This window comes from Pseudomonas sp. MWU13-3659 (genome assembly GCF_023757525.1).
In the GTDB taxonomy this organism is placed as follows: Bacteria; Pseudomonadota; Gammaproteobacteria; order Pseudomonadales; family Pseudomonadaceae; genus Aquipseudomonas; species Aquipseudomonas entomophila_E.
On sequence record NZ_JAMSHW010000005.1, the window covers coordinates 16,626 to 43,529 of the forward strand.

Sequence of the window (26,904 nt, forward strand, 5' to 3'; positions counted from 1 at the left end):
ATTGTTACTTGCCCGACTTGACCTTGGTCCAGCTGCGGGTCATCAAACGTTGCACCTTGGGTGGCAACTCAGAGTTGACGAACATCTTGTCCAGCACTTCCTGCGGTGGGTAAACCGCGGCGTCAGTCCTCACGGCCTGGTCCATCAGGTCGCCAGCCTTGGGGTTCGGGTTGGCGTAACCGACGTAATCACTGACCTGGGCGATCACCTCAGGTTTCAGCAAATAGTTGATGAAGGCATGGGCCTCCTTGACGTTGCTGGCATCCTTGGGGATCGCCAGCACATCGAACCAAAGGTTGCCGCCTTCCTTCGGGATGGCGTAGGCCAGTTTCACGCCCTTCTTCGCTTCCTCAGCGCGGGCCTTGGCCTGGAACACGTCGCCGGAGAAGCCGGCGGCCACGCAGATGTCGCCGTTGGCGAGATCGGTGATGTATTTCGAGGAGTGGAAGTAGGTCACGTACGGGCGCACGGCCAGCAGTTTCTCTTCCGCCTTCTGGTAGTCCTTCGGGTTGCTGCTGTTGGGGTCCAGCCCCATGTAGTTGAGCACGGCCGGGAGCATCTCGTCGGCCGAGTCGAGGAAGGCCACGCCGCACTTGGCGAGCTTCTTCATGTTCTCGGGTTCGAACAGCACCGCCCAGGAGTCGATCTTGTCGGTGCCCAGCGCCGCCTTGACCTTCTCGACGTTGTAGCCGATGCCATTGGTGCCCCACAGGTAGGGGACGGCGTACTGGTTGCCCGGGTCGTTCTTCTCCAGGCGCTTCATCAGCGCCGGGTCGAGGTTCGCGTAGTTGGGCAGCAGGTCACGGTCGAGCTTCTGGAACGCGCCCGCCTTGATCTGCTTGCCGAGGAAATGGTTGGACGGTACGACCACGTCGTAGCCGGTACGCCCGGCCAGCAACTTGCCTTCCAGCGTCTCGTTGCTGTCGAAGACGTCGTATTTGGGGGTGATGCCGGTTTCCTTCTGGAACTCGGCAAGGGTATTGGGGCCGACATAGTCGGACCAGTTGTAGATGTGCACCGTGGGCGCCGCTTGGACGCTGCAAGCCAGCGTCAGACCCGCTCCAGCCATCAAGGCCTTGCGAAATACAGAAATGGACAAGTGGGTGGTCCTCACAATCAGTGCCTCAAGTGGCGGAAAAACTCGGCCGCACACGCAAAACCGGCGCGCAACTTACCTTCACGGCGTGGATGCCGCAAACTTATTTGCCTTAACCTGCCTCCGGGCCGGGAAACCCCGGCCCAGAGGGCCTTGCATCGGGCTTACTTGCCCGACTTGATCTTGGTCCAGCTGCGGGTGATCTCGCGCTGGGCGGTCTTCTCCGGTGCCTTGATGGCGTACAGCTTGGCCTTCACGTCATCGGACGGGTAGATCGCCGGGTCGCTGGTGATCTCTTTGTCCACCAGCGGGGTGGCGGCCTTGTTGCCGTTCGGGAAGCGCACGGCATTGGTGATGCCGGCCATCACTTCCGGCTGCAGTAGGAAGTCCATGAACTTGTAGGCGGCCTCGACGTTCTCGGCATCTTTCGGAATGGCGACCATGTCGTAGAAGGTACCGGCACCTTCCTTCGGAATGGTGTAGCTCAGCTTGACCTTGTCGCCGGCCTCGTGGGCACGGGCCTTGGACTGCTCCAGGTCACCCGAGTAACCCACGGCCACGCAGATGTTGCCGTTGGCCAGGTCCGAGATGTACTTGGAGGAGTGGAAGTAGGTGATCGACGGACGGATCTTCAGGAACAGGTCTTCCGCGGCCTTCAGGTCTTCCTTCTTGGTGCTGTCGCTCGGCAGGCCCAGGTAGTGCAGCGCGGCCGGGATCATCTCGGTCGGGGCATCGAGGAAGCTCACGCCGCAGCTCTTGAGCTTGGCGATGTTCTCAGGCTTGAACACGGCGTCCCACGAGTCGATCTTGTCCACGCCCAGCGCGGCCTTGACCTTCTCCGGGTTGTAGCCGATGCCGATGGAGCCCCACATGTACGGGAAGGCGAACTTGTTGCCCGGGTCACTGGCATCACCCACGGCCTTGAGCAGTGCCGGGTCGAGGTTCTTCCAGTTGGGCAGCTTGGAGCGGTCCAGCTCCTGGTAGACGCCGGCCTTGATCTGCTTGGCCAGGAAGTTGTTGGACGGCACGACGATGTCGTAGCCCGACTTGCCTGCCAGCAGCTTGGCTTCGAGGGTCTCGTTGCTGTCGAAGACGTCGTAGACCACCTTGATGCCGGTCTGCTTCTCGAAGTTGGCCACGGTGTCCGGGGCGATGTAGTCCGACCAGTTGTAGACGTGCAGCACCTTGTCGTCAGCCTGAACAGCAGTAGCCATGGCACCCATCAGGGCGGCGGCCAGCAGCGTCTTGCCCAATTTCTTCATGCGTAATGCTCCAGAATTTATTATCAAGCCATCTGTTCAGCAGCCAGGTACCACGGGACGCGCGCTGGGCGACTGAAACAGCCGTTAGTCTGGCAAGTTACAAGGCGCTGTTTCAACCGAAGCAGGGCCCTGTAACGACTTAATGTCACCTCGCCAGCCTAGCAGACCGTCACTTGATCGCTTCGTACGTCAAATCCAGGCACTTGCGCGCCTTTTCCACCAGTTCGTCGATCTCGTCGCGGCTGATCACCAGCGGCGGCGCGATGATCATGGTGTCGCCTACCGCGCGCATCACCAGGCCGTTCTCGAAGCAGTGGGTGCGGCAGATCATGCCCACACCCTTGCCTTCGTAACGGCTGCGGGTCGCCTTGTCCTTGACCAGCTCGATCGCACCGAGCAGGCCCAGGCCGCGTACCTCGCCCACCAGCGGGTGGTCCTGCAGCTCACGCAGTCGTTTTTGCAAATACGGTGCCGTTTCCGTGCGGGCGCGCTCGACGATCTTCTCGTCGCGCAGGATGCGCAGGTTTTCCAGGCCCACCGCCGCCGCCACCGGGTGGCCGGAGTAGGTGAAGCCGTGGTTGAAGTCACCACCTTCGCTGATCACCTTGGCCACTTTGTCACGCACGATCACACCGCCCATGGGGATGTAACCGGAAGTCAGGCCCTTGGCGATGGTCATCAGGTCGGGTTTGAGGTCGTAGTAGTCGGAGCCGAACCACTCGCCCGTGCGGCCGAAACCACAGATCACTTCGTCGGCGACGAACAGGATGTCGTACTTCGCCAGAATTTCCTTGACCTTCGGCCAGTAGGTTTCAGGTGGAATGATTACCCCGCCGGCACCCTGAATCGGCTCGGCGATGAAGGCGGCAACGTTGTCCTCGCCGACTTCGAGAATCTTCTTCTCCAACTGCTCGGCTGCCCACACCCCGAATTCATCCGGGGTCATGTCACCGCCTTCGCCGAACCAGTAAGGCTGCGGGATGTGCACGATGCCCGGGATCGGCAGGCCGCCCTGCTCGTGCATGCCGCTCATGCCGCCGAGGCACGCACCCGCAAAAGTGGAGCCGTGGTAGCCGTTGATGCGGCCGATGATGGTCTGCTTGTGCGGCTTGCCCTTGAGCGCCCAGTAGTGGCGCACCATGCGCAGCACGGTGTCGTTGCCTTCGGAGCCGGAGCCGGTGAAGAACACATGGGTCATGCCCTCGGGCGCCACGTCGGTGATCGCCTTGGCCAGCTCCAGGGCTGGCGGGTGAGCGGTCTGGAAGAACAGGTTGTAGTACGGCAGTTCGCGCATCTGTTTCTCTGCTGCCTGCACCAGCTCTTCACGGCCGTAGCCCACCGCCACGCACCACAGGCCGGCCATGCCGTCGAGGATCTTGTGCCCCTCGCTGTCCCACAAATGCACGCCCTGCGCCTTGGTGATGATGCGCGGCCCCTTCTCCTTCAACTGCTTGTAGTCGCTGAAGGGTGCAAGGTGGTGCTCGCCGCTCAGGGCCTGCCATTCACGGGTTTGCGGGTTGTTGACGCTCATGTGCTTCTCCATGGTCCGGTGGCCGCCCCCAGGCGGCCTCAGGGTTGATCACACAGCAAACAGCAGGAACTCACGCTCCCAGGAGCTGATGACTCGCTTGAAGTTCTCATGCTCGGCGCGCTTGGTGGCGACGTAGCCGGTGATGAATTTCTTGCCCAGGTACTGCACCAGCGCCTGGCTGTTCTCCATGCGCTCGAGGGCATCCTCGATGGTCAGCGGCAGGCGCAGGTTGCGGCGTTCGTAGCCACGGCCCTGCACCGGCGCGCTGGCCTCGATGCCTTCGACCATGCCGATATAGCCACACAGCAGGCTGGCGGCGATGGCCAGGTACGGGTTGGCGTCGGCGCCTGGCAGGCGGTTCTCGACCCGACGGTTTTGCGGGCCGGCATCCGGCACGCGCAGGCCCACGGTGCGGTTCTCCTCGCCCCATTCGACGTTCACCGGCGCCGAGGTGTCGGGCAGGAAGCGGCGGAATGAGTTGACGTTGGGCGCGAACAGCGGCAGCGCCTCGGGAATGAACTTCTGCAAGCCGCCGATGTGATGCAGGAACAGCTCGCTCATGCTGCCATCGGCGTTGGAGAAGATGTTCTTGCCGGTGGCCATGTCGACCACGCTCTGGTGCAAGTGCATGGCGCTGCCCGGTTCACCGGTCATGGGCTTGGCCATGAAGGTGGCGGCCACGTTGTGCTTGAGCGCCGCCTCGCGCATGGTGCGCTTGAACACCAGGATCTGGTCAGCCAGGTGCAGCGCGTCGCCATGACGGAAGTTGATCTCCATCTGCGCCGTGCCGTCTTCGTGGATCAGCGTGTCGAGGTCCAGCTGCTGCAGTTCGCACCAGTCGTAGACATCTTCGAACAGCGGGTCGAATTCGTTGGCGGCTTCGATGGAGAACGACTGGCGGCCGGTTTCCGGGCGGCCGGAGCGGCCCACGGGCGGCTGCAACGGGAAGTCCGGGTCTTCGCTGCGCTTGGTCAGGTAGAACTCCATCTCCGGCGCGACGATCGGCTGCCAGCCCTTGTCGGAGTAAAGCTTGAGGACGCGCTTGAGGACGTTGCGCGGCGACAGCTCGACCGGGTTGCCTTTCTTGTCGTAGGTGTCGTGGATCACCTGGGCGGTCGGCTCGATGGCCCATGGCACCAGGAACACCGCCTTCTCGTCGGGGCGGCAGATCATGTCGATGTCGGCCGGGTCGAGCAGGTCGTAATAGATGTCGTCGTCGACGTAGTCGCCGGTCACGGTCTGCAGCAGCACGCTCTCGGGCAGGCGCATGCCCTTCTCGGCGATGAACTTGTTGGTTGGCGAGATCTTGCCGCGGGTGATGCCGGTCAGGTCGCTGATCAGGCATTCCACTTCGGTGATCTTGTGCTCTTTCAACCAATCGGTGAGCTGGTCGAGGTTGTTACTCATAAATACCTCAGGAGGTAATGTGGCCCGGACGATGGATGCCGGCAGCCACTGACGCCTGGCGTCGGTCAAAATCGGCGCGCACGGCGCCGAGGGGCCTGGACAGGCCCGCGCCTTGATTCTGGATGCTGTGCATGGCTAAAGCAAAAGGCCCCGCGCAGGACGGCAGTGGATACACTGCATAAGAGCGTGTCCGTGATGAAAGCGAAGGGCAGATAGAAAGGAAGACGTGCGGTAAAACGTTACGAGGTATGGTTTTTTTGTGCGAACCGTCAATTATTGCGGCCAGTGCGACAGCCCATTGATGCAGGCGCGCAATGATCGGACGGTAACCGGGAGATGTGCCTGAACGCACCGTGCATGCGGCGCTGACAGGTCTCGACAGGCGGACCATGTGACCCTCGTATTATTGTGTTCTGGGTTGTGACCGAGCTTATCCTCGTTCATTTTTTTTCACAACCTCTCCGTAAAAAATAAAACACGCCCCGCTCGGGATAACCCTTCAGGACGAAAATAGCGGATAATGGCACGCCCTGATATGCAGCAAATCTGCCGTAGATGTGCCATTTAAGGGCATCATGGGGCTGGCTTGACTTAACCTGGTCTTTCCGATTGACTGGGGTTGCAAGCCCCCCTTGATTGATATTTTTAACAAAAAAGGTGTTGCATCATGTCGGTACCCCCGCGTGCCGTTCAGCTTAACGAAGCGAACGCGTTCCTTAAGGAACATCCTGAGGTTCTCTACGTTGACCTTCTGATTGCAGATATGAATGGTGTGGTGCGTGGCAAGCGCATCGAGCGCACCAGCCTCCACAAGGTTTACGAGAAAGGCATCAACCTGCCCGCCTCCCTCTTCGCCCTGGATATCAACGGTTCGACCGTCGAAAGTACCGGCCTTGGCCTGGACATCGGCGATGCCGACCGCATCTGCTACCCCATCCCCGGCACCCTCTCCAATGAACCCTGGCAGAAGCGCCCGACCGCGCAGCTGCTGATGACCATGCACGAAATCGAAGGCGAGCCGTTCTTCGCCGACCCCCGCGAAGTGCTGCGCCAGGTGGTGAGCAAGTTCACCGAGATGGGCCTGACCATCTGCGCCGCGTTCGAGCTGGAGTTCTACCTGATCGACCAGGAGAACGTGAACGGCCGTCCGCAGCCGCCGCGCTCCCCCATCTCGGGCAAGCGCCCGCAGTCGACCCAGGTGTACCTGATCGACGACCTCGACGAATACGCCGACTGCCTGCAGGACATCCTCGAAGGCGCGAAAGAGCAAGGCATCCCCGCCGACGCCATCGTCAAGGAAAGCGCCCCGGCGCAGTTCGAAGTCAACCTGCACCACGTACCTGATCCGCTCAAGGCTTGTGACTATGCGGTACTGCTCAAGCGCCTGATCAAGAACATCGCCTACGACCATGAAATGGACACCACCTTCATGGCCAAGCCCTACCCGGGCCAGGCAGGCAACGGCCTGCATGTACACATCTCCGTGCTGGACAAAGATGGCAACAACATCTTCACCAGCGAGGATCCCGAGCAGAACGCCGCGCTACGTCACGCTGTCGGCGGTGTGCTCGAGACCCTGCCTGCTTCGATGGCGTTCCTTTGCCCGAACGTCAACTCGTACCGCCGTTTCGGCGCGCAGTTCTATGTGCCGAACGCACCGAGCTGGGGCCTGGACAACCGCACCGTCGCCCTGCGCGTCCCAACCGGTTCGCCGGATGCCGTGCGCATCGAGCACCGCGTGGCCGGTGCCGACGCCAACCCGTACCTGATGATGGCGGCTGTGCTGGCCGGTGTGCACCACGGCCTGACCAACAAGATCGAGCCGGGTGAACCGATCGAAGGCAACTCGTACGAGCAGCTGGAGCAGAGCCTGCCGAACAACCTGCGCGATGCCCTGCGCGAGCTGGACGACAGCGAGATCCTCAACAAGTACATCGATCCGAAGTACATCGACATCTTCGTCGCGTGCAAGGAAAGCGAGCTGGAGGAGTTCGAGCATTCGATCTCCGACCTCGAGTACAACTGGTACCTGCACACCGTGTGAACGAAAACGCCGCCCCCAGGGGCGGCGTTTTTCATTGGCCTCCAGACACACTCAATCCCCCTGTAGGAGCGGCCTTGTGCCGCGAAAGGGGTGCGAAGCGCCCCCAGGATTTGTGCGTCAACCTGAAATTGCCGGGGCCGCTGCGCGGCCCTTTCGCGGCACCAGGCCGCTCCTACAGGGACGGCGCAAGCCTGCGAGCGTGTTTACAGAGGTTTCTCGAAGATCTTCGAATTGCGCTGGTAGTTGTACAGCGAAGCCCGCGCCGCCGGCAGCCGCTCCACCTCGCTGGGCGAGAAGCCACGCTCGCGGAACCAGTGCGCGGTGCGGGTCGTCAGCACGAACAAGGTGTTCAGCCCCAGCGCCCGCGCCCGCGTCTCGATACGCTCGAGCAACTCATCACCGCGCCCGCCATGCCGGTACTCCGGGTTCACCGCCAGGCACGCCAGCTCCCCCGCTTCGGAATCGGCAATCGGGTACAGCGCCGCGCAGGCGATGATCATGCCTTCACGCTCGACCACGCTGAACTGCTCGATCTCCCGCTCCAGCACCTCGCGCGAACGGCGCACCAGGATGCCCTGCTCTTCCAGCGGGCTGATCAGGTCCAGCAAGCCACCGACATCGTCGATGGTCGCCTCGCGCACCACTTCGAACTGCTCCTGGGACACCAGCGTGCCGCCACCGCCGCGGGTGAACAGCTCGGTCAGCAACGCGCCATCTTCGGCGTAACTGACGATATGGCTGCGCGCTACACCGCCCTTGCAGGCCTCGGCGGCGGCATCGAGCAACTCGCCCTGGTAATCACTGCCCAGGCGCAGCAGATGCGGCGCCACCTGCTGTGGACGCAGTTCGCGCACCAGCTGGCCTTGTTCGTCCAGCAGTCCGCGCTCGGCACCGAACAGCAGCAGCTTGTCGGCACCCAGCTCGATGGCGGCACGGGTGGCGACGTCCTCGCAGGCCAGGTTGAAGATCTCGCCGGTGGGCGAATAACCCAGTGGCGACAGCAGCACGATGGAGCGCTCATCGAGCAGGCGGTTGATACCCTTGCGGTCGACCCGGCGCACTTCGCCGGTGTGGTGATAATCGACCCCTTCCAGCACACCGATCGGCCGCGCAGTGACCAGGTTGCCGGAGGCCACGCGCAAGCGCGAGCCCTGCATGGGCGAGGCCGCCATGTCCATCGACAGGCGTGCCTCGATGGCCAGGCGCAAGGCGCCGACCGCATCGATCACGCAGTCCAGGGTGGCCGCGTCGGTGATGCGCATGCCGCGGTGGTAATGCGGGGTCAGGCCGCGAGCGGCCAGGCGGCTTTCGATCTGCGGACGCGAGCCGTGTACCAGCACCAGGCGCACGCCAAGGCTGTGCAGCAGTACCAGGTCGTGGACGATATTGCCGAAATTAGGGTGTTCAACCCCGTCCCCCGGAAGCATGACCACGAAGGTGCAGTCGCGGTGGGCGTTGATGTAGGGAGAAGCATGGCGCAGCCAGTTGACGTAATCGGGCATGACAAGGCCTGTGGATAAGTGAACGGAGAACGAAAAGGCTCACAACGTTCGAAAGTCATCGTCGGAACAGGCTTGCGGTCACGCGCGGTCTCCTCTAGGCAGGAACGAATCAGCTCAATGGACGTTTAGCTCAGGCAATAGTGCCGGATCAGGTCACGCAATAGACGCACGGTAGGCTCGATGCGTGACATTTCAAGGTATTCGCCAGGCTGGTGGGCGCAGGCGATGTCGCCTGGGCCGAGTACGATGGTCTGGCAACCAAGCTGCTGAAGATAAGGCGCTTCGGTGCCAAAGGCCACTGCTTCGGCACGATGGCCGGTCAGGCGCTCGGCCAACAGCACCAGCTCGCTGTCGGCGGCCTGCTCGAACGGCGGCACTTCGGGGAATAGCGGCGCGTAGTCGATGCGGACTTCGTGACGCTCCGCCAGCGGTTCCAGCTTGGCGCGAATGGCGGCGCGCAGCGGCTCCACATCCATGCCCGGCAGCGGGCGCAGGTCGAACTCCAGGGCGCACTGGCCGCAGATGCGATTGGGGTTGTCGCCACCGTGGATACAACCGAAGTTCAGGGTGGGGGTGGGCACGCTGAACTGCGGGTTGCGGTATTTCTCCTGCCAGCCGCGACGCAGGTCCATCAGCTCGCCCATCACCGCATGCATGGCCTCCATGGCGCTGCGGCCCAGGCTCGGATCCGACGAATGGCCACTGCGCCCGAGGATATCGATGCGGTCCATCAGGATGCCTTTGTGCATGCGGATCGGCTTGAGCCCAGTGGGTTCGCCGATCACCGCCGCTCGCCCGAGCGGCTGGCCGGCTGCGGCCAGGGCGCGGGCGCCCGACATGGAGCTTTCCTCGTCACAGGTGGCGAGGATCAGCAGCGGTTGCTTGAAGTCGTGTTCGAGCAGCGGGATCACGGCATCGATGACCAGGGCGAAGAAGCCTTTCATGTCGCAACTGCCCAGCCCCACCCAGCGGCCATCCACCTCGGTCAGCTTGAGCGGGTCGCTGCTCCACAGCTGAGGGTCGTAGGGCACAGTGTCGCTGTGCCCGGCCAGCACCAGGCCGCCCGGGCCGGTGCCACGGCTGGCCAGCAGGTTGAACTTGCCGGGGCTGACCTGCTGGATCTCGCAGGTGAAGCCAAGGTCGCCCAGCCAACCGGCCAGCAGGTCGATGACCGGGCGGTTGGACTGGTCCAGCGCGGGCTGGGTGCAGCTGACCGAAGGGGCGGCGATCAGGGCGGCGAACTGGTCTTTCAGCGACGGCAACGGCATGCGCGGACTCCTCGACGGCATTGGAGGCCATCATAACAATGCAATCCCTGCGTGGAACAAGTGTCTTGCCTGTGGAAGCGGGCCCGGCTATGCCGGGCATCGCCAGCAAGGCTGGCTCCTACAGGATTGCGCCCCCTGCAGGAGCGGGTTTACCCGCGATGGGCCGCAAAGCGGCCCCAAACCCGGCAGGGCACAGCCGACTCCTGTAGACTGCTCGCCAACGACGCCCCTCCTTCCCGAGCCCGCGATGCACAAAGAAACCGAACTGAAACTCCGCGCCAGCCGCGAGACCCTTGACGCCCTGCGCGAGCACCCGCTGCTGAAGAAGCGCAACAAGTCCGGCTGGCAGACCCGCGAACTGCTCAACCAGTACTTCGACACCCCGGAGCGCGAGCTCTCCGCCGCCCGCGTCGCCTTGCGCCTGCGCCGCGACGGCGAGGTCATCATCCAGACCCTCAAGTGCCGAGGCCAGAGCGTGGCCGGCCTGTCCGAGCGCAACGAGTACGAATGGCACCTGGACAAGGTCAAGCTCGACCTGAAGAAGCTCGACGCCACCTGCTGGCCCGAACAACTGGCCGACCTCGACAAGAAGACCATCAAGCCGCTGTTCACCACCGACTTCACCCGCGAATACGCCGAAATCGCCTGGGGCCGTGGCAAGGCCAAGGTGGTGATCGAGGCCGCGCTGGACCGAGGCTTCGTGATCGCCGGCAAGCGCAAGGAAGAAATCTGCGAGCTGGAACTGGAGCTGCGAGAGGGCGCGCCGCAAGCGCTGCTGGAACTGGCCGCCGAGCTGGCCGCCGCGCTGCCGCTGATGCCCTGCGACATCAGCAAGGCCGAACGCGGCTACCGCCTGCTCGACCCGGACAGCTACGAGCTGGACCTGCCAAGCACCGAACTGGACGCCGAGACACCCCTGGACGACGCCTTCACCGCCCTGGCCTGGCAACTGCTGGGCAGCAGCCAGCGCCTGGCCGAGCAATTCCGCCACAACGGCCACTGGCGCCTGCTGCAGGACTGGGTCCGCTGCCTGGCCGAACTGCGCGCGCTCACTGGCAGCCTCGGCCAAGCCGCGCCGCGCCCGACCACCCGCGCCCTGCGCAGCAGCCTCGATGCGCTGCTGGAAGACTGGCGCCCACTGGTCCAGGCCGGCAACGACGACGAAGACATTCGCCGCGCCGCGCCCGAGCAATTCGCCGAAGAGCTTGAAGATGTGCGCTGGGGCCAGTTCTCCCTGGAGACTGCCAACTGGCTGAACGCCCGTGCCTGGACCGCCGAACGCAAGGGCCGTGGCGAACGCCAGGGCAAGGCCCAGCTGGCCAGCTGGCTACAACACCAACTGGGCGAGGAAGCCCGGGCCCTGAAGCTGCCATTGTACGTGCAGCGCCCGGAAGACCTGGCCGAACAGCTGCCGCGCATCGAGTGCGTGCAGGCCTGGCTGCACCATGCGCGCCAGGTGCTGGACCTGCCGCAGCTGGACCGCCTCTACGGTGAGCTGAACAAGCTGCACCAGCTGGCCGAACATCCGCTGCTGGACGAGCACAAGGACGAACTGCTGGAGGCCCGCATCGAGCAGGCCCGCGCCATCGAGCAGAACCGCGCCTGGAAGTACTTGCTCAAGGCTTGAGGCCCCTTCGCCGGCAAGCCGGCTCCTACACTGTCTGGGTTGTCCCAGTCCACCGTCCGTAGGAGCCGGCTTGCCGGCGAACCGCCCCTCAGCGCCCCAGCGGCAAGCTGGTGGTGCTCTTGATTTCCGACAGCGCCACGATCGAATTCACCTCCTGTATCCCGGGCACATTCGACAGCTTCTCGAAGAAGAACCGCTCGTACGCCTCGATATCCGACGTGACGATTCGTAGCAGAAAGTCCACCGCCCCCATCAGCACGTAGCACTCCAGCACCTCGGGAAACCCACGGATCGCTTCGGTGAACTCGGCAAAGTTCGAGCGGCCATGGGCATTGAGTTTCACCTCGGCGAAGATCTGCGTGTTCAACCCCACCTTCTTGCGGTCCAGCAAGGTCACCTGGCCTCGGATCACACCCTCTTCCTTCAAGCGCTGGATACGCCGCCAGCAAGGCGATTGCGACAACCCGACGCGCTCGGCAATCTGCGCACTGGATAACGAAGCATCCTCCTGCAGCAATTCGAGGATGCGTCGATCATAGGCGTCCAACTCGCTTTGCATAATTGATTCTCGATTCAGCTAAATATGAAATTGAATTATTCGATCAGGCGGCAAATCGAATAAATCATAGCGAAAAAATGCCCCGTCCCCCGTGCAAGAATTTCCGCACTTTCGCGGAGACCCGGCATGAACGCACTCGAACGCCCCCTCACCTCCCCTCGCGCCGACGCCTGGGCCGCCAACGCCGCCCACAGCACCGTGCGCTACCGCCTGCAGGCTGAAGCCGAGCCAGACAGCCTGTGCCGCGTGCTCAACCTGTTCGCCCTGCAGTTCCTCACCCCGCACAGCGTGCAGGTCAGCCAGTGCGACGACCTGCTGGACATGCAGATCGGCATCGGCGGCCTGAGCTGGCACCGGGCCGAGGTCATCGCGCAGAAGCTGCGCAACCTGGTCTGCGTCAGCGAAGTCAGCCTGGAAAACCTGCCAGCACTGGCCGAGGTCGTGGCGCGCTGAATAACGCGCGCAAGATCCCGAAACCCTTTGCCGGCGCAGCAATGATCGCCCCCGGCTAGCCTTGCCCAGGCCACCGTTCGCCCGGCAGGGACGCCACCATGCTCACCCACGCTACCCAAGACCTCGACCTCAACCGCCTGCTCGACGCCCTGCTGGCCGAACACCGGCTCACTGCCGGCGACGCGCTGGAGGTGCTCGAACGGGCCAGGGCCTGCCCCACCGACCATCCCCTGGAACTGATCGCCGCGCTCAACCTGGCCGATCCGCTGCACCCCGGCCAGCCGCTGGACCTGAACACACTGTGCCGCTGGCTGGCAGACCAGGTTGACCTGCCATTCCTGCACATCGACCCCCTGCAGGTTGACCTGGCCCGGGTGGCCAGCCTGATGTCCGCAGGTTTCGCCCAGCGTCACGGCATACTGCCCATCGCGGTGGACGCCGGCACCATCACGGTGGCCACGGCCCAGCCCTACCTGCGCGAATGGGAGGCCGAGCTCGCGCTCAGCCTGGGCAAGACGGTATGCCGCGTGCTGGCCAGCCCCAGGCAGATCCACCAACTGAGGCCGACGTTCTTCGGCCTGGCCCGCTCCGTGCGCGGCGCCGGCGACCAGCCCCCGCCGGGCCTGGGTGAGCTGGAACAGTTACTCGAAGTGGGCGCCAACCAGCCCCAGGCCAGCGCCGATGATGCCCATATCGTGCATATCGTCGACTGGATGCTGCAGTACGCCATCGAGCAACGGGCCAGCGATATCCACCTGGAACCCCGCAGGGAACAAGGCCACCTGCGCCTGCGCATCGATGGCCTGCTGCAACAGGTCTACAGCTTTCCGGCAAACGTCACCCTGGCCATGGTCTGCCGCCTCAAGCACCTGGGGCGGATGAACGTCGCGGAAAAGCGCCGCCCGCAGGACGGTCGCCTGAAGAGCCGCTTGCCAGGCGGCGCCGAGACCGAGCTTCGTCTTTCCACACTACCGACGCCGTTCGGTGAAAAGCTGGTGCTGCGCCTGTTCGATCCACAGCAGTTGCACGACAACCTCGAAAGCCTGGGCCTGGACGGCCCGATGCTGGAGCAATGGCAAGCGCTGCTGCGTCAACGCCGGGGTATCCTGCTGGTGACCGGCCCCACCGGGTCAGGCAAGACCAGCACCCTCTACGCCAGCCTCAGGCACCTGGCCACGCCACAGGTAAACCTGTGCAGCATCGAAGACCCCATCGAACGCCTGGAGCCGGCGATCAACCAGCTTCAGGTCCAGCCTGCGCTCGACCTGGGCTTCGCCAATGGCGTGCGTGCCCTGCTGCGCCAGGACCCGGACATCATCATGATCGGCGAGATCCGCGACCCGGAGACCGCCCAAGTGGCCGTGCAGGCCGCATTGACCGGCCACCTGGTGTTGTCGACGCTGCACACCAACGATGCCTGCGGAGCAATCACCCGCCTGCAGGAACTGGGCGTCGCCGACTACCTGATCAAGGCCACCTTGAGCGGCGTCCTGGCCCAGCGCCTGGTACGCACCCTTTGCCCGGCATGCCACGGCACACAGGCCTGCCACCAGTGCCGTGGCACGGGCTATCACGGCCGCACCGGGCTGTTCGAGTTGCTGCCTGTCAGCCCACGCCTGCGCGAATGGATCACACCGTCCACCGACATTGCCGCGCTGCACCAGCAAGCCCTGGCCGACGGCATGCGCGACCTGCGCCGCTGTGCACAGGACAAGATCGAGCGCGGCCTGACCAGCCAGGAAGAGGTACTGCGCGTCTGTGGATAACCAAGAAATCCCCTGCGTGGCCGGGAACTTGGCGCAAGGTCAGTGGATCAAACCGGCATCTCAACCGCCCTCATCCACCGAGGTGATTCAACATGCGTTTCAAAACAGCCATCGCAGCCACCGTCCTGTTCTCGCTGCCCATTGGCTCCGCCATGGCCGATACGTTCTGGCGTAACGTGATTTCCTCCGGCGCCACTACCGCCTCGACCTACCTGACGTTCAAGGACCACAAGCTGATCGTCGCCGCCCAGGACGACGCCGGCAGCTTCGTCGCCAGCGAGGGTGCGATCCGCGGGCCATACCTGGAAGCCGCAATGCGCCAGGTGCGCGCGGACAACCCAGGCGTCCAGGCCAGCGACATGGAGCTGGCCAACGCGATCCTGGCCAAGAACGCCGTCGCCGAGTAATCCCCACGCCCTGTAGGAGCGGCTTCAGCCGCGATCACCCGCAAAGCGGGTGCCATCCGCATCGCGGCTGAAGCCGCTCCTACAACGAACAGCCCGCCTGATTAGCGATACGCCTCCACCGGCACACACGCACAGAACAGATTCCTGTCCCCATACACGTTGTCGACCCGGTTCACCGCCGGCCAGTACTTGTGCTGGCGCGCGTGAGTGCTGGGGGCCACCCCCTGCTCGATGCTGTAGGGCCGATCCCACGGCGCCAGCACATCGGCCAGGGTATGCGGGGCATGCTTGAGCGGATTGTCCTCGGCAGGCCAGTTCCCCTCCTGCACTTCGCCGATTTCCGCACGGATCGCCAGCATCGCCTCGACGAACCGGTCCAGCTCGGCCTTCGACTCGCTCTCGGTGGGTTCGACCATCAGCGTGCCTGGCACCGGGAACGACATGGTCGGCGCATGGAAGCCATAGTCCATCAGGCGCTTGGCCACATCTTCCTCGCTGATGCCGGTCAATGCCTTGAGCGGGCGCAGGTCAAGGATGCACTCGTGGGCCACACGCTCGTTGCGCCCACGGTAAAGCACCGGGAAGGCATCGCGCAGCTGGCTGGCCAGGTAGTTGGCCGAGAGGATCGCCACTTCGCTGGCATCGGCCAGTTGCGGCCCCATCATCGCAATGTACATCCAGCTGATCGGCAGGATGCTGGCGCTGCCCCAGGGCGCGGCGCTGACCGCCGTCATGTTCGGGTCGAGGCCAGGCACCGGCACCACCGGGTGACTGGCGACGAACGGCTTGAGGTGGGCACGGATGCCGATCGGGCCCATGCCTGGGCCGCCACCGCCATGGGGGATGCAGAAGGTCTTGTGCAGGTTCATGTGCGACACGTCGGCACCGATGTCGGCGGGCCGCGTCAGGCCAACCTGGGCGTTGAGGTTGGCACCGTCCATGTACACCTGGCCGCCATGCTGGTGCACGACCTCGCAGATCTCGCGGATGCCCTCTTCATACACTCCATGGGTCGACGGGTAGGTGACCATCAGGCATGACAGCCGATCACCGGCCGCCTGCGCCTTGGCCTTGAGGTCGTCGAAGTCGATGTTGCCCTGCTCGTCGCACTCGACGATCACCACGTCCATCCCCGCCATTTGCGCCGATGCCGGGTTGGTGCCATGGGCCGAGGACGGGATCAGGCACAGGGTGCGCCTGGGCTGGTGGCGGCTGCGGTGATAGCGGGTAATGGCCATCAGCCCGGCATACTCGCCCTGGGCGCCGGAGTTGGGCTGCATGCAGATGGCGTCGAACCCGGTGATCGCGCACAACCAGCTTTCCAGCTCGTCGATCATCGCCTTGTAGCCCTGCATCTGGGTTAGCGGGGCGAACGGGTGGGGTTGGGAGAATGCCGGCCAGGTGATGGGGATCATCTCGCTGGTGGCGTTGAGTTTCATGGTGCAGGAGCCCAGTGGGATCATCGACTGGTTCAGCGCCAGGTCCTTGTTCTCCAGCTGCTTGAGATAACGCAGCATCTCGGTTTCGCTGTGGTGCAGGTTGAACACCGGGTGCTGCAGGAGCGGCGTGCGTCGTACCAGGGCACCGGGGATGCCCTCGGGCAGCGCCTTCTGATCAAGCTCGGCGATATCCAGCCCGTGGTCGACACCGAGGAAGATGTCGAACAGCTTGTACACTGTCGCTTCGTCACAGGTTTCGTCCAGGCTGACACCCAGGTGCCCACGCCCGAGAATGCGCAGGTTGATGCGCGCATCCTCGGCACTGGTGATGATCGCCGCCTGGGTGCCGCCGACATCCAGCGTAAGGGTGTCGAAGAAGTGTTGGTTCAGCCGCTTGAGGCCCTTGGCCTCGAGCCCGGCGGCGAGGATGAAGGTCAGCCGATGCACGCGCTGGGCGATGCGTTGCAGGCCTTCGGGGCCGTGGTAGACGGCATAGAAACCGGCGATGTTGGCCAGCAGCACCTGGGCCGTGCAGATGTTGGAGTTGGCCTTCTCGCGGCGGATATGTTGCTCGCGGGTCTGCAGGGCCATGCGTAGCGCGGTGTTGCCACGGGCATCGCGGGACACGCCGATGATGCGCCCGGGCATGGCCCGCTTGAAGTCATCGCGACAGGCGAAATAGGCCGCATGGGGCCCGCCGTACCCCATGGGCACGCCGAAGCGCTGGGTCGAACCGAGCACCACGTCCGCCCCCAGCTCACCCGGTGGCGTGAGCACTACCAGGCTGAGGATGTCGGCGGCTACGCAGGCCAGTGCCTGCTGGCCGTGCAACTGGTCGATGAGGGGGCGCAGGTCACGCACTTCGCCGTGGGTGTCCGGGTATTGCAGCAAGGCCCCGAATACCTTGTGCCTGGCCAGGTTATCCACAGAATCGACGATCAGTTCGAAGCCGAAGCCCTCGGCGCGGGTCTTGAGTACCGACAGCGTTTGCGGGTGGCAGTGCTCGTCGGCAAAAAAGGCGTTGCTCTTGCTGCGCGCCACGCGTTTGGCCAGGGCCATGGCTTCAGCGGCGGCGGTGGCCTCGTCGAGCAGTGAGGCATTGGCCAGCGCCAGCCCGGTCAGGTCGATGACCATCTGCTGGAAATTCAGCAATGCCTCCAGGCGCCCCTGGGCAATCTCCGGCTGATAGGGCGTGTAGGCGGTATACCAGCCCGGGTTCTCCAGCACATTGCGCAGGATGACCGTGGGGGTGACGGTGGCGTGGTAGCCCATGCCGATCAGGCTGGTCCACAGCTGGTTCTGCGCGGCATAGCCGGCAAGCTTGTCGAGCGCGGCCTGTTCGCCGAGTGCTGGCGGCAGGTCGAGGGGGTGGTTGAGGCGAATGCCGGGCGGTACGGTCTGTTCGATCAGCTCATCGCGGCTGGCGACACCCAGTGCCTCGAGCATGGCCTGCTGCTCCGGGCCATCGGGGCCCAGGTGACGACGCAGGAAAGGGTTGGGCTCTTGCAGTTGACTCAGGGATGGCGACTGGGACATGGCGACGATCTCTTCCTGGACCAGTTCTCTTGGAGACTTACAAGTCTAGGAAGGGATCGGGGATATTGCGGGAAAACTTGTGAAGCCTGTTCGCCAGCAAGCTGGCTCCTACGAGACCAGATACACCCCCTGTAGGAGCCAGCTTGCTGGCGAACCTGGGTTACTCGCCGATAAAGGCCTTGTAGCCAGCAGCATCCAGCAGCTTGTCCAGCTCGGCCTTGTCGCTCGGCTTCAGCTTGAAGATCCACGCATCGTAGGGTTCTTCGTTCAGCAGCTCAGGGCTGCCGTCCAGCTCGTCGTTGACCGCGATCACTTTGCCGCCCACCGGCGCGTAGATATCCGAAGCGGCCTTGACCGATTCGACCACGCCCGCGGCGTCGCCAGCCGAGAACACCTTGCCGACTTCGGCCAGCTCGACGAACACCACGTCACCCAGGGCTTGCTGGGCATGGTCGCTGATGCCCACGGTCACCGTGCCATCGGCTTCCAGACGCGCCCACTCATGGCTTTCGGCAAAACGCAGGTCGGCGGGAATATTGCTCATGTCTTGTCTTCCTCGATTGGGTCAGCGGACGGCCCGCCGTTAAGTGTTCAGATCAGGATCTTGCCGTGGCGCACGAAGGTTGGCTTGACCACACGCACCGGGTACCACTTGCCGCGGATCTCCACCTCGGCACGATCACCGGTAGCCATGGGCACACGCGCCAGGGCAATGGATTTGCTCAGCGTAGGCGAGAAACTACCACTGGTGATCTCCCCTTCGCCAATGCCGGATACGCGGACCACTTGGTGGGCGCGCAATACACCACGCTCCTCGAGCACCAGGCCGACCAGTTTTTCCTTCACGCCCTGCTCGATTTCCGCCAGCAGGCCGCCGCGACCGACGAACTCGCGGCCAGCCGGCTCCCAAGCGACGCTCCAGCCGAGATTGGAAGTCAGTGGGGTGTGGGACTCGTCGATGTCCTGGCCATACAGGTTCATGCCGGCTTCCAGGCGCAGCGTGTCACGGGCACCCAGGCCACTGGGGGCGATGCCCGCACCGACCAGGTCGTTGAAGAAGGCCGGGGCCTGATCGCCGGGGAGGATGATCTCGAGACCGTCTTCGCCCGTGTAGCCCGTACGGGCGATGAACCAGTCACCTTCGGCGAAGCCCTCGAACGAGCGCAGTTCGCGGATCAGTGCGGCACGCGGCGCGCTGACCAGGGCGGCGACCTTTTCGCGGGCTTGAGGGCCTTGAATCGCGAGGATTGCCAGCTCCGGGCGAGCGGTGAAATTGACCTTGAAGCCAGCGCTCTGCGCCTGCAGCCAGTTCAGCACCTTGTCGCGAGTGGCGGCGTTGGCCACCAGGCGGTAGCCATCTTCGGTGCGGTAGGCGATCAGGTCGTCGATGACCCCGCCTTCATGATTGAGCAACGGGCTGTACAGCGCCTTGCCGGGGCTTTCCAGGCGCGTCACGTCATTGGCGAGCAGGTGCTGCAGCCAGGGTGTGGCGGCACAGCCTTCGATATCGATGACGGTCATGTGCGAGACATCGAAAACCCCGCAGTCACTGCGCACCTGATGGTGCTCCTCGACCTGCGAGCCGTAATGCAGGGGCATGTCCCAACCGCCGAAGTCGACCGTCTTGGCGCCAAGCGCCAGGTGCAGGTCATACAGAGGCGTACGCTGTCCCATGGGTTTCTCCTTCCGGGCGTGGCGAGGCGGCGGCGGGCGGCAATTGTTTATTGATCACCTGTTCTTGTAGGAACCGCCGCTGCGAATGCCGCGCATTGTAGCCGCAAGGAAGCGCCCTGGCACCCTTATCGCCGATGCCCCGGACGATGGGCCGAACGACGGATCAGGCCGATCACCGGCAGCAAACCGACCAGCACCAGGGTCAGCGCCGGCAACGAAGCCCGCGCCCATTCACCCTCGCTGGTCATCTCGAACACACGCACGGCCAGGGTGTCCCAGCCGAACGGGCGCATCAGCAAGGTGGCCGGCATTTCCTTGAGCACATCGACGAACACCAGCAATGCGGCGCTCAGGGCCCCGGGCACCAGCAGCGGCAGATAAACCTTGAAAAACAATCCTGCCCCACCAACGCCGAGGCTGCGCGATGCCTCCGGCAAGGAGGGCCGGATGCGTTCCAGGCTGCTTTCCAACGGCCCGTAGGCGACCGCGATGAAGCGCACCAGGTAGGCCAACAGCAGCGCCGACAGGCTGCCCAGCAACAGCGGCTTGCCCGCCCCGCCCAACCACTGCGAAAGCGGTATCACCAGTTGGTTGTCCAGGTAGCTGAACGCCAGCATGATCGACACGGCAAGCACCGAGCCGGGCAACGCGTAGCCCAGGTTGGCCAGCCCGACCCCCGCACGAATCCCCGTGGTCGGAGCCTGGCGGCGGGCGAAGGCCAGCAGCATGGCCACGCTGACCGTGATCAACGCGGCCATGCCTCCCAGATACAGGGTGTGCATGACCAGCCCGAAATAGCGCTCGTCCAGGTCGTGCCGGCCTCGCTGCCAGAACCACGCCAGCAGTTGCAGCAGCGGGATGACGAAGGCGCAGGTGAGCACCAGCAGGCACCAGGCGCTGGCGGCGAACGCCTTGACGCCGCGCAGGTGATAAAGCGCCTGCCCCCGTGGCCGTTCATTGCCACTGCGGCCGGCACCGCGGGCGCGGCGCTCGCCGTACAACACCAGGATGACCGCCAGCAACAGCAGGCTGGCCAGCTGCGCCGCGCTGGACAGGCTGAAGAAGCCGTACCAGGTCTTGTAGATGGCCGTGGTGAAGGTGTCGAAGTTGAACACCGACACCGCGCCGAAATCGGCCAGGGTTTCCATCAGCGCCAGGGCGATACCCGCGCCGATGGCCGGGCGCGCCATGGGCAGGGCGACGCGCCAGAACGCTTGCAGGGGGGACAGGCCAAGCACCCGCGCCGCTTCCATCAGGCCCTTGCCCTGGGCCAGGAAAGCGGTGCGTGCCAGCAGGTAGACGTAGGGATAGAACACCAGTACCAGGACCGTGATCACCCCGCCGGTGGAACGCACCCGCGGCAGGCGCATGGGCCCGAACACTTCGCGCAGCGCCGTCTGCACGGGGCCGGCGAAATCCAGCAGGCCGACGAAGACGAATGCCAGCACATAGGCAGGGATGGCGAAGGGGAGCATCAACGCCCAGTCAAGCCAACGCCGGCCCGGGAATTCACAAAGGCTGGTGAGCCAGGCCAGGCTCACGCCCAGAACGGTCACACCGATGCCAACGCCGACCACCAGCGTGAGGGTGTTGCCCAGCAGGCGGCCCATCTGGGTGTCGAGCAGGTGCGACCAGATCTGCATGTCGACCGACTGCCATGAGATCACCAGGACGCTCAGCGGCAGCAGGACCAGGGCGGCGCTGAGGAAGACCGGGAGGTACCAGCGGCGTTGGAGGGTATGGGGCAATGCAGGAGTCTCGGTTGCAGGTGGCGACCGCTGCGCGGTCGTTCGCGGCTGAAGCCGCTCCTACAAGGGACCGTACAATCCTGTAGGAGCGGCTTCAGCCGCGAAGGGGCCCTTGAGGGCCCGAAAGGATAAGCCGTGAAACTCAGTTCCAGCCAGCCCGGTCCATCAAGCGAATGGCCTCGGCCTGGCGCTTGCCGGCCACCTCGACCGGAATACTGTCGGCCTTGAAGCTACCCCACGCCGCCACTTCCTCGGAAGGCTTGACCTTCGGGTTGGCGGGGAACTCCTGGTTGATGTCGGCAAACAGCTTCTGCGCTTCTTCGCCGGTCATCCACTCGACCAGCTTCTTCGCCGCTTCCGGGTGTGGCGCGTGCTTGGTCAGGCCAATACCCGACAGGTTGACGTGCACGCCACGGTCGCTTTGGTTGGGCCAGAACAGCTTCACCGGCAGGTTCGGCTTCTCCTTGTGCAGGCGGCCGTAATAATAGGTGTTGACGATGCCCACGTCGCACTGGCCGGCGGCGATGGCCTGAAGCAAGGCGGTGTCATCGGAGAATACGTCGGTAGAGAGGTTGTTGACCCAGCCCTTCACCAGCTTCTCGGTCGCGGCCTCGCCGTGGTTCTCGATCAGGGTGGCGGTCAGCGACTGGTTGTAGACCTTCTTCGCCGTACGCAAGCACAGGCGGCCTTCCCAGTTCTTGTCGGCCAGGGCCTCATAGGTGCTCAGCTCGGACGGTTTGACCCGCTCGGTGGAGTAGACGATGGTCCGCGCGCGCAGGCTCAGGCCGGTCCAGTCGTGGGACGAGGCGCGGTACTGCGCAGGAATGTTCTGGTCGATGATGGCCGACTTGATCGGCTGCAGGATGCCCATCTGCTCGGCCTGCCAAAGGTTGCCGGCATCGACGGTGAGCAGCAGGTCGGCCACGCCATTCTCGCCCTCGGCCTTGATGCGCTGCATCAGCGGGGCTTCCTTGTCGGTGATGAACTTGATCTTCACTCCGGTCTTGGCGGTGTAGGCGTCGAATACCGGCTTGATCAGTTCGTCGATGCGCGAGGAGTACACCACCACTTCGTCCGCCGCCTGGGCGGTGCCACCGAACAACGTGAGGGCCAGGGCGGCCAGTAGGGGCTTGCGGGATAACATTCGGAGCACTCCTCGCTGAGTTGAGAGGTGCAAATGGTAGTGGTTCCCATTTTACGGCTCATCTGCCGAGCCGTTACCAGATGTTGCTGGGGACTGCTACGCAGTCCTTTCGCGGCACCAGGCCGCTCCTACAGGGATTGCGCAAAACCTGTAGGAGCGGCCTTGTGCCGCGAAAGGGCCGCAACGCGGCCCCGGCCATCTCAAGCCTTGGCCAACTCCGGCAAATCCCCGGACAACCCCAACGCCTGGCGCACGAACAACGCCTTGGCCTCGGGCATCTGCTCCACCAGCTTCAGCCCGCTGTTGCGCAACCAGCGCAGCGGCAGCGGGTTGGCCTGGAACAACCGCTCGAAACCTTCCATCGCCGCCATCAGCGCCAGGTTATGCGGCATCCGCCGCCGCTCGAAGCGGCTCAACACCTTCACATCGGCCAGGCGCTCGCCGCGCTCGCAGGCTCGCACCAGTTCCTCGGCCAGCACCGCGGCATCGAGGAAGCCCAGGTTGACCCCCTGCCCCGCCAGCGGGTGGATGGTGTGGGCCGCGTCGCCGATCAGCGCCAGCCCTTCCTCCACATACCGCTTGGCGTGGCGCTGGCGCAGCGGCACGCAGACCCGCGGGTCGGCCTGCAACACCTCGCCCAGACGGCCCTCGAAGGCGCGCTCCAGCGCCTTGCAGAACGCCTCGTCGTCCATCGCCATGGCCTGCTCGGCCTGCTCCGGCGTGGTCGACCAGACGATCGAGCACCAATCCTGCCGGCCGTCGCGGTCAAGCGGCAGGAAGGCCAGCGGGCCCTCGTCAGTGAAGCGCTGCCAGGCCGTGACCCGGTGGGCTGCGCTGCAACGCACGCTGGTGACGATGGCGTGGTGCAGGTAATCCCACTCACGGGTCTCGCAGCCTGCCAGGCGTCGCACCGCCGAGTTGGCGCCGTCGGCAGCGATCACCAGCGGCGAACGCAGCTGACGGCCATCGGCCAGGGTCAGCAGCCATTCGTCACCGGAGCGGCGCAGCTGCTCGAGGCGGGCATTGGGCAGCAGCCCGACATCGCTGTCGTGCAGGCGCTCCAGCAGGCCGTCCTGGACCACGCGATTCTCGACGATATGGCCCAGCACCTGGGCATGCACGCTGGCCGCCGAGAAGTGGATCTCGCCGGTGCCGCTGCCATCCCAGACACGCATGTGCGAATACGGCGAGACGCGCCGCCGGGCGATGCCCTCCCAGGCACCGACACGTTCGAGGATGCGCTGGCTGGCCGCCGACAACGCGCTGACCCGCGGTTCGAACGCCGCGTCGCTATCGAAGGGCTTGACCGACAGCGGGCCGCCGTCGAGCAGAAGGACTTCCAGGCCGCTGTGGCGCAAGGCCAGGGCCAGGGCGCTGCCGACCATACCGGCACCGACAATCAACAGATCCGCGCGCATTTCCATGCCTTACGCCTGCCTCGCTTGCGGCTTGAGCCGCACATATAGGGTTTTGTCGACCCGCGCCACCAGTTCGCCGGCACCGTCGCGGATCTCCACCTGCAACCGGGGCAGGTATTTCTTGCCGCTGGCGGTCTGCTGGCGGATGTCGTCCAGCAGCGCGTCATCGACGTGCAGTTCGGCATACACCGGGCCCTTGCCCGGCGAGATGAAATCGATGCTGGCGGCCTTGTCCCAGACGATGTACTCGCGCCCCAGCTGCTCGATCAGCAGCAGCATGTAGAACGGGTCGACCATCGAATACAGGCTGCCGCCGAACTGGGTGCCGACATAGTTGCGATTCCACCGCGTCAGCTTCATGCGCACCTTGACGCGGCGCATGTCCGGGCTGATCTCCTCGATGTGGATGCCGGCGCCGAGGTAAGGCGGGTAGAGATTCAACAGCCAACGCAGCATGCGGGCTCGGCGCGCGAGCTTGCGGGAGTCGCTCATGCCTGGCCTCGCGGGTCGGGGCGCGTGCCCAGGCCCATGGCCTGGCGGGCGAACCAGCTTTTCGCCGGGGGCAGCAGGTCAAGGCCGAGCAAACCGATATTGCGCCCAGCCGCCATCAAAGGCTGGTTGCTGCCAAACAGGCGGGTGACCTGGTCGGAGAAGCCAATGGTCATCGCCTGGTCGAGGCGCTGGCGCTGCTGGTAGACCTGCAGCGTGGCCAGGTCACCGGGTTGCTGCGGGCCGGCCAGCAACGCATCGGCCAGCGACTGCACATCGCGCAGCGACAGGTTGAAACCCTGGCCGGCGATCGGGTGCAGGCTGTGGGCGGCGTTGCCCAGCACCACCAGGTGTGGGCGCACCTGCTCCTCGGCCTCGACCAGCGCCAGCGGATACAGATGACGGGCGCCCACCTGACGCAGCGCGCCCAGGCGATAGCCGAAGGCGTCCTGCAGCTCGCGCAGGAAACTGCGCTCGTCGAGCTCGGCCAGGCGCCTGGCGTCCATCCCCTGGCGGGTCCAGACCAGCGCGCAGCGGTTCTCGGAAAGTGGCAGCAAAGCCATCGGGCCCTGCTCGGTGAAGCGTTCGAAGGCCTGGCCGCCGTGGGCTTCGCCCGGGGTGATGTTGGCGATCAGCGCGCTCTGGTCATAGGGCGTGCGGCGCACATGAATGCCCAACTGCTCGCGCAGGCCCGAGCGACCACCGTCGGCCAGCACCGCCAGGTCGCACTCAAGCGAGGTGTCGTCATCCAGCTGCAAGCGATAGCCACCGGCGATGGCCTGCATGGCCTTCACTTCGGCCGGGCAGCGCCAGCTGACCACCTCGCTGTCGATGGCCTGCCACAGGCACTGGCCAAGCCAGGCGTTCTCCACCACATAGCCGAGCGCTGGCACGCCCTCCTCGCCGGCATCCAGGCGCGTGGCGCCAAAGCGGCCGCGGTCGGAGACCTGGATCTGCAGGATCGGTTCGGCACGACGGCTGATGGTCTGCCACAACCCCAGTTGCTCATAGATCTGCCGGGTGCCGTAGGACAGCGCCGAAGAGCGCGCGTCGTAGCTGGGCTGGAAGCTGTCGCCCGGAGCGAACGGTTCGATCAGCAGGATCTTCCAGCCACGCGCCTTGGCCGCGGCCTGCAGGGTCAACGCCAGGCTGGCGCCGACCAGCCCGCCACCGATGATCGCCAGATTGACCCGATTCATGCGGCGTCCTCGCGGGCACCGAGCATCAACGCCTCGATGTCGGCGACGGTCTTGGGTACGCCTGAAGTGAGGATTTCACAACCTTGCCTGGTGACTACCACGTCGTCCTCGATCCTTACGCCGATGCCGCGCCATTTCTTCGCGACGTTCTGGTTGTCGGCGGCAATGTAGATGCCGGGTTCGACGGTCAGCGCCATGCCCGGTTCGAGCACCCGCCATTGGCCGCCGACCTTGTATTCGCCCACGTCGTGCACATCCATGCCCAGCCAGTGCCCGGCGCGGTGCATGTAGAAGGCGCGATGGGCTTCGCTGTCGATCAGCGCCTGCACCTCGCCCTTGAGCAGGCCCAACTCCACCAGGCCTTCGGTGATCACCCGCACGGTCGCCTCGTGGGCGTGGTTCCAGTGCTTGCCTGGGGCGATCACTTCGAACGCCGCTTCCTGGGCCTTGAGCACCAGTTCGTAGATAGCCTTCTGCTCCGGCGAGAAGCGCCCGCTGACCGGGAAGGTGCGAGTGATGTCGCTGGCGTAGCAGTCGATCTCGCAGCCGGCGTCGATCAATACCAGGTCACCGTCCCTGAGCGGCGCATCGTTCTGCTGGTAATGCAGGATGCAGCTGTTGCGCCCGGCCGCGACGATAGAGCCGTACGCCGGCATCTTCGCCCCGCCCTTGCGGAACTCGTAGTCGAGCTCGGCTTCCAGGCTGTACTCGTGCAACCCCGCACGGCACGCCTGCATGGCCCGGACGTGGGCGCGGGCGGAGATTGCCGCGGCCTCGCGCATCACCTTCACTTCCGCCGCCGATTTATACAGGCGCATGTCGTGCAGCAGATGATCCAGGGCAACGAACTCGTTCGGCGGCTGGGCACCCAGGCGGGCCTTCGAACGGATCACGTTGATCCAGTCCATCAGCCGCCGGTCGAACTCGGCATTGCTGCCCATGGCGCTGTAGACCCGTTCGCGCCCTTCGATCAGGCCGGGCAGGATCTCGTCGATGTCGGTGATGGGGAAGGCGTCGTCGGCGCCGAAGTCGCGCATCGCGCCTTCCTGGCCAGCACGCAGGCCGTCCCACTGCTCACGCTCAGGGTTGCGCTCACGGCAGAACAGCACGTACTCGCCGTGCTCGCGGCCGGGGATCAGCGCAATCACCGCCTCGGGCTCGGGGAAGCCGCTGAGGTACTGGAAGTCGCTGTCCTGGCGATAGACGTGCTCGACGTCGCGGTTGCGGATGGCAACCGCGGCGGCCGGCAGGATGGCGATGCTGTTGGGGACCATCTGCGCCATCAGCGCCTTGCGCCGACGGGCGTACTCCGCCTTGGGTATGTGGCTCATGGGC

Annotated in this window: 21 protein-coding genes; 5 read left to right on the forward strand and 16 right to left on the reverse strand. The window is 64.6% G+C overall.

All coding sequences use genetic code 11. The annotated features are described in order from the left end of the window. Window positions 1–4: 4 nt before the first annotated feature. From NGM28_RS08450 to NGM28_RS08465, 4 genes are all read right to left on the reverse strand, one after another. Window positions 5–1,099 carry a polyamine ABC transporter substrate-binding protein gene (locus tag NGM28_RS08450; protein WP_240065478.1) on the reverse strand — a complete coding sequence of 365 codons (1,095 nt, stop codon included), beginning with the start codon at window positions 1,097–1,099 and terminating at the stop codon, window positions 5–7. 161 nt (window positions 1,100–1,260) lie between these two features. Continuing rightward, window positions 1,261–2,358, reverse strand: coding sequence for a polyamine ABC transporter substrate-binding protein (locus NGM28_RS08455; protein WP_084941111.1), 1,098 nt, complete (start codon window positions 2,356–2,358; stop codon window positions 1,261–1,263). 169 nt (window positions 2,359–2,527) lie between these two features. Continuing rightward, window positions 2,528–3,889 (reverse strand): aspartate aminotransferase family protein, encoded by a 1,362-nt coding sequence (locus NGM28_RS08460; RefSeq protein WP_252089757.1) that lies wholly within the window; start codon window positions 3,887–3,889, stop codon window positions 2,528–2,530. A 48-nt stretch (window positions 3,890–3,937) separates the two neighbouring features. Further along, complete coding sequence (locus NGM28_RS08465) at window positions 3,938–5,296, reverse strand: glutamine synthetase family protein (RefSeq protein ID WP_240065476.1); 1,359 nt, start codon at window positions 5,294–5,296, stop codon at window positions 3,938–3,940. A 667-nt stretch (window positions 5,297–5,963) separates the two neighbouring features. On the opposite strand from NGM28_RS08465, the gene NGM28_RS08470 reads away from it, so the two are divergent. Then, window positions 5,964–7,340 (forward strand): glutamine synthetase family protein, encoded by a 1,377-nt coding sequence (locus tag NGM28_RS08470; RefSeq protein ID WP_213658805.1) that lies wholly within the window; start codon window positions 5,964–5,966, stop codon window positions 7,338–7,340. Between the two features lie 203 nt (window positions 7,341–7,543). Here NGM28_RS08470 and argA read toward each other — a convergent pair whose 3' ends face one another. Together argA and argE are read right to left on the reverse strand one after the other, a co-directional pair. Beyond that, entirely contained in the window at window positions 7,544–8,842 is a 1,299-nt protein-coding gene (gene argA, locus NGM28_RS08475) for an amino-acid N-acetyltransferase (RefSeq protein WP_240065475.1), read from the reverse strand. A gap of 125 nt (window positions 8,843–8,967) precedes the next feature. After that, entirely contained in the window at window positions 8,968–10,110 is a 1,143-nt protein-coding gene (gene argE / locus NGM28_RS08480; RefSeq protein WP_240065474.1) for an acetylornithine deacetylase, read from the reverse strand. A gap of 247 nt (window positions 10,111–10,357) precedes the next feature. On the opposite strand from argE, the gene NGM28_RS08485 reads away from it, so the two are divergent. Further along, window positions 10,358–11,737, forward strand: a complete 1,380-nt coding sequence (locus NGM28_RS08485; protein ID WP_252089759.1) for a CYTH domain-containing protein — start codon at window positions 10,358–10,360, stop codon at window positions 11,735–11,737. Between the two features lie 88 nt (window positions 11,738–11,825). On the opposite strand, the gene NGM28_RS08490 is transcribed toward NGM28_RS08485, so the two are convergent. Then, on the reverse strand, window positions 11,826–12,296 hold the full coding sequence (locus NGM28_RS08490; RefSeq protein ID WP_011536281.1) for an Lrp/AsnC family transcriptional regulator: 471 nt from the start codon (window positions 12,294–12,296) through the stop codon (window positions 11,826–11,828). 126 nt (window positions 12,297–12,422) lie between these two features. Here NGM28_RS08490 and NGM28_RS08495 point away from each other — a divergent pair, with 126 nt between their 5' ends. The 3 genes from NGM28_RS08495 (at window position 12,423) to NGM28_RS08505 (ending at window position 14,922) form a co-directional block, all read left to right on the forward strand. Further along, complete coding sequence (locus NGM28_RS08495) at window positions 12,423–12,749, forward strand: ACT-like domain-containing protein (RefSeq protein ID WP_240065472.1); 327 nt, start codon at window positions 12,423–12,425, stop codon at window positions 12,747–12,749. A gap of 98 nt (window positions 12,750–12,847) precedes the next feature. Further along, window positions 12,848–14,515 carry a GspE/PulE family protein gene (locus NGM28_RS08500; RefSeq protein ID WP_252089760.1) on the forward strand — a complete coding sequence of 556 codons (1,668 nt, stop codon included), beginning with the start codon at window positions 12,848–12,850 and terminating at the stop codon, window positions 14,513–14,515. Between the two features lie 92 nt (window positions 14,516–14,607). Beyond that, entirely contained in the window at window positions 14,608–14,922 is a 315-nt protein-coding gene (locus NGM28_RS08505) for a DUF2388 domain-containing protein (RefSeq protein ID WP_011536284.1), read from the forward strand. Between the two features lie 101 nt (window positions 14,923–15,023). Here NGM28_RS08505 and gcvP read toward each other — a convergent pair whose 3' ends face one another. The 9 genes from gcvP to pepP all read right to left on the reverse strand — a co-directional run bounded on the left by gcvP (window position 15,024) and on the right by pepP (window position 26,900). Beyond that, on the reverse strand, window positions 15,024–17,897 hold the full coding sequence (gene gcvP, locus NGM28_RS08510; protein WP_252089762.1) for an aminomethyl-transferring glycine dehydrogenase: 2,874 nt from the start codon (window positions 17,895–17,897) through the stop codon (window positions 15,024–15,026). A 160-nt stretch (window positions 17,898–18,057) separates the two neighbouring features. Next, on the reverse strand, window positions 18,058–18,441 hold the full coding sequence (gene gcvH, locus NGM28_RS08515) for a glycine cleavage system protein GcvH (RefSeq protein WP_252089763.1): 384 nt from the start codon (window positions 18,439–18,441) through the stop codon (window positions 18,058–18,060). 47 nt (window positions 18,442–18,488) lie between these two features. Continuing rightward, complete coding sequence (gene gcvT, locus NGM28_RS08520) at window positions 18,489–19,571, reverse strand: glycine cleavage system aminomethyltransferase GcvT (RefSeq protein WP_240065467.1); 1,083 nt, start codon at window positions 19,569–19,571, stop codon at window positions 18,489–18,491. A 125-nt stretch (window positions 19,572–19,696) separates the two neighbouring features. After that, entirely contained in the window at window positions 19,697–21,319 is a 1,623-nt protein-coding gene (locus tag NGM28_RS08525; protein WP_502943841.1) for an ABC transporter permease, read from the reverse strand. 142 nt (window positions 21,320–21,461) lie between these two features. Further along, window positions 21,462–22,463 (reverse strand): extracellular solute-binding protein, encoded by a 1,002-nt coding sequence (locus NGM28_RS08530; protein WP_240065466.1) that lies wholly within the window; start codon window positions 22,461–22,463, stop codon window positions 21,462–21,464. Window positions 22,464–22,663: 200 nt separating this feature from the next. Next, complete coding sequence (locus NGM28_RS08535) at window positions 22,664–23,881, reverse strand: 2-octaprenyl-3-methyl-6-methoxy-1,4-benzoquinol hydroxylase (protein WP_252089921.1); 1,218 nt, start codon at window positions 23,879–23,881, stop codon at window positions 22,664–22,666. 9 nt (window positions 23,882–23,890) lie between these two features. Beyond that, entirely contained in the window at window positions 23,891–24,373 is a 483-nt protein-coding gene (locus tag NGM28_RS08540) for a DUF4442 domain-containing protein (RefSeq protein ID WP_252089765.1), read from the reverse strand. Beyond that, window positions 24,370–25,569 carry a 2-octaprenyl-6-methoxyphenyl hydroxylase gene (gene ubiH / locus NGM28_RS08545; RefSeq protein WP_240065464.1) on the reverse strand — a complete coding sequence of 400 codons (1,200 nt, stop codon included), beginning with the start codon at window positions 25,567–25,569 and terminating at the stop codon, window positions 24,370–24,372. Before ubiH ends, NGM28_RS08540 begins: the two co-directional genes overlap by 4 nt. Beyond that, window positions 25,566–26,900 (reverse strand): Xaa-Pro aminopeptidase, encoded by a 1,335-nt coding sequence (pepP, locus tag NGM28_RS08550; RefSeq protein WP_240065463.1) that lies wholly within the window; start codon window positions 26,898–26,900, stop codon window positions 25,566–25,568. The genes ubiH and pepP overlap by 4 nt, the downstream gene beginning before the upstream one ends. Window positions 26,901–26,904 lie beyond the last annotated feature (4 nt).

Coding starts and splice junctions, on each gene's coding strand:
- NGM28_RS08455 (WP_084941111.1), bottom strand. CDS start 2,358: ATGAAGAAATTGGGCAAGACGCTGCTGGCCGCCGCCCTGATGGGTGCC.
- NGM28_RS08460 (WP_252089757.1), bottom strand. CDS start 3,889: ATGAGCGTCAACAACCCGCAAACCCGTGAATGGCAGGCCCTGAGCGGC.
- NGM28_RS08465 (WP_240065476.1), bottom strand. CDS start 5,296: ATGAGTAACAACCTCGACCAGCTCACCGATTGGTTGAAAGAGCACAAG.
- NGM28_RS08470 (WP_213658805.1), top strand. CDS start 5,964: ATGTCGGTACCCCCGCGTGCCGTTCAGCTTAACGAAGCGAACGCGTTC.
- argA (WP_240065475.1), bottom strand. CDS start 8,842: ATGCCCGATTACGTCAACTGGCTGCGCCATGCTTCTCCCTACATCAAC.
- argE (WP_240065474.1), bottom strand. CDS start 10,110: ATGCCGTTGCCGTCGCTGAAAGACCAGTTCGCCGCCCTGATCGCCGCC.
- NGM28_RS08485 (WP_252089759.1), top strand. CDS start 10,358: ATGCACAAAGAAACCGAACTGAAACTCCGCGCCAGCCGCGAGACCCTT.
- NGM28_RS08490 (WP_011536281.1), bottom strand. CDS start 12,296: ATGCAAAGCGAGTTGGACGCCTATGATCGACGCATCCTCGAATTGCTG.
- NGM28_RS08495 (WP_240065472.1), top strand. CDS start 12,423: ATGAACGCACTCGAACGCCCCCTCACCTCCCCTCGCGCCGACGCCTGG.
- NGM28_RS08500 (WP_252089760.1), top strand. CDS start 12,848: ATGCTCACCCACGCTACCCAAGACCTCGACCTCAACCGCCTGCTCGAC.
- NGM28_RS08505 (WP_011536284.1), top strand. CDS start 14,608: ATGCGTTTCAAAACAGCCATCGCAGCCACCGTCCTGTTCTCGCTGCCC.
- gcvP (WP_252089762.1), bottom strand. CDS start 17,897: ATGTCCCAGTCGCCATCCCTGAGTCAACTGCAAGAGCCCAACCCTTTC.
- gcvH (WP_252089763.1), bottom strand. CDS start 18,441: ATGAGCAATATTCCCGCCGACCTGCGTTTTGCCGAAAGCCATGAGTGG.
- gcvT (WP_240065467.1), bottom strand. CDS start 19,571: ATGGGACAGCGTACGCCTCTGTATGACCTGCACCTGGCGCTTGGCGCC.
- NGM28_RS08530 (WP_240065466.1), bottom strand. CDS start 22,463: ATGTTATCCCGCAAGCCCCTACTGGCCGCCCTGGCCCTCACGTTGTTC.
- NGM28_RS08535 (WP_252089921.1), bottom strand. CDS start 23,881: ATGCGCGCGGATCTGTTGATTGTCGGTGCCGGTATGGTCGGCAGCGCC.
- NGM28_RS08540 (WP_252089765.1), bottom strand. CDS start 24,373: ATGAGCGACTCCCGCAAGCTCGCGCGCCGAGCCCGCATGCTGCGTTGG.
- ubiH (WP_240065464.1), bottom strand. CDS start 25,569: ATGAATCGGGTCAATCTGGCGATCATCGGTGGCGGGCTGGTCGGCGCC.
- pepP (WP_240065463.1), bottom strand. CDS start 26,900: ATGAGCCACATACCCAAGGCGGAGTACGCCCGTCGGCGCAAGGCGCTG.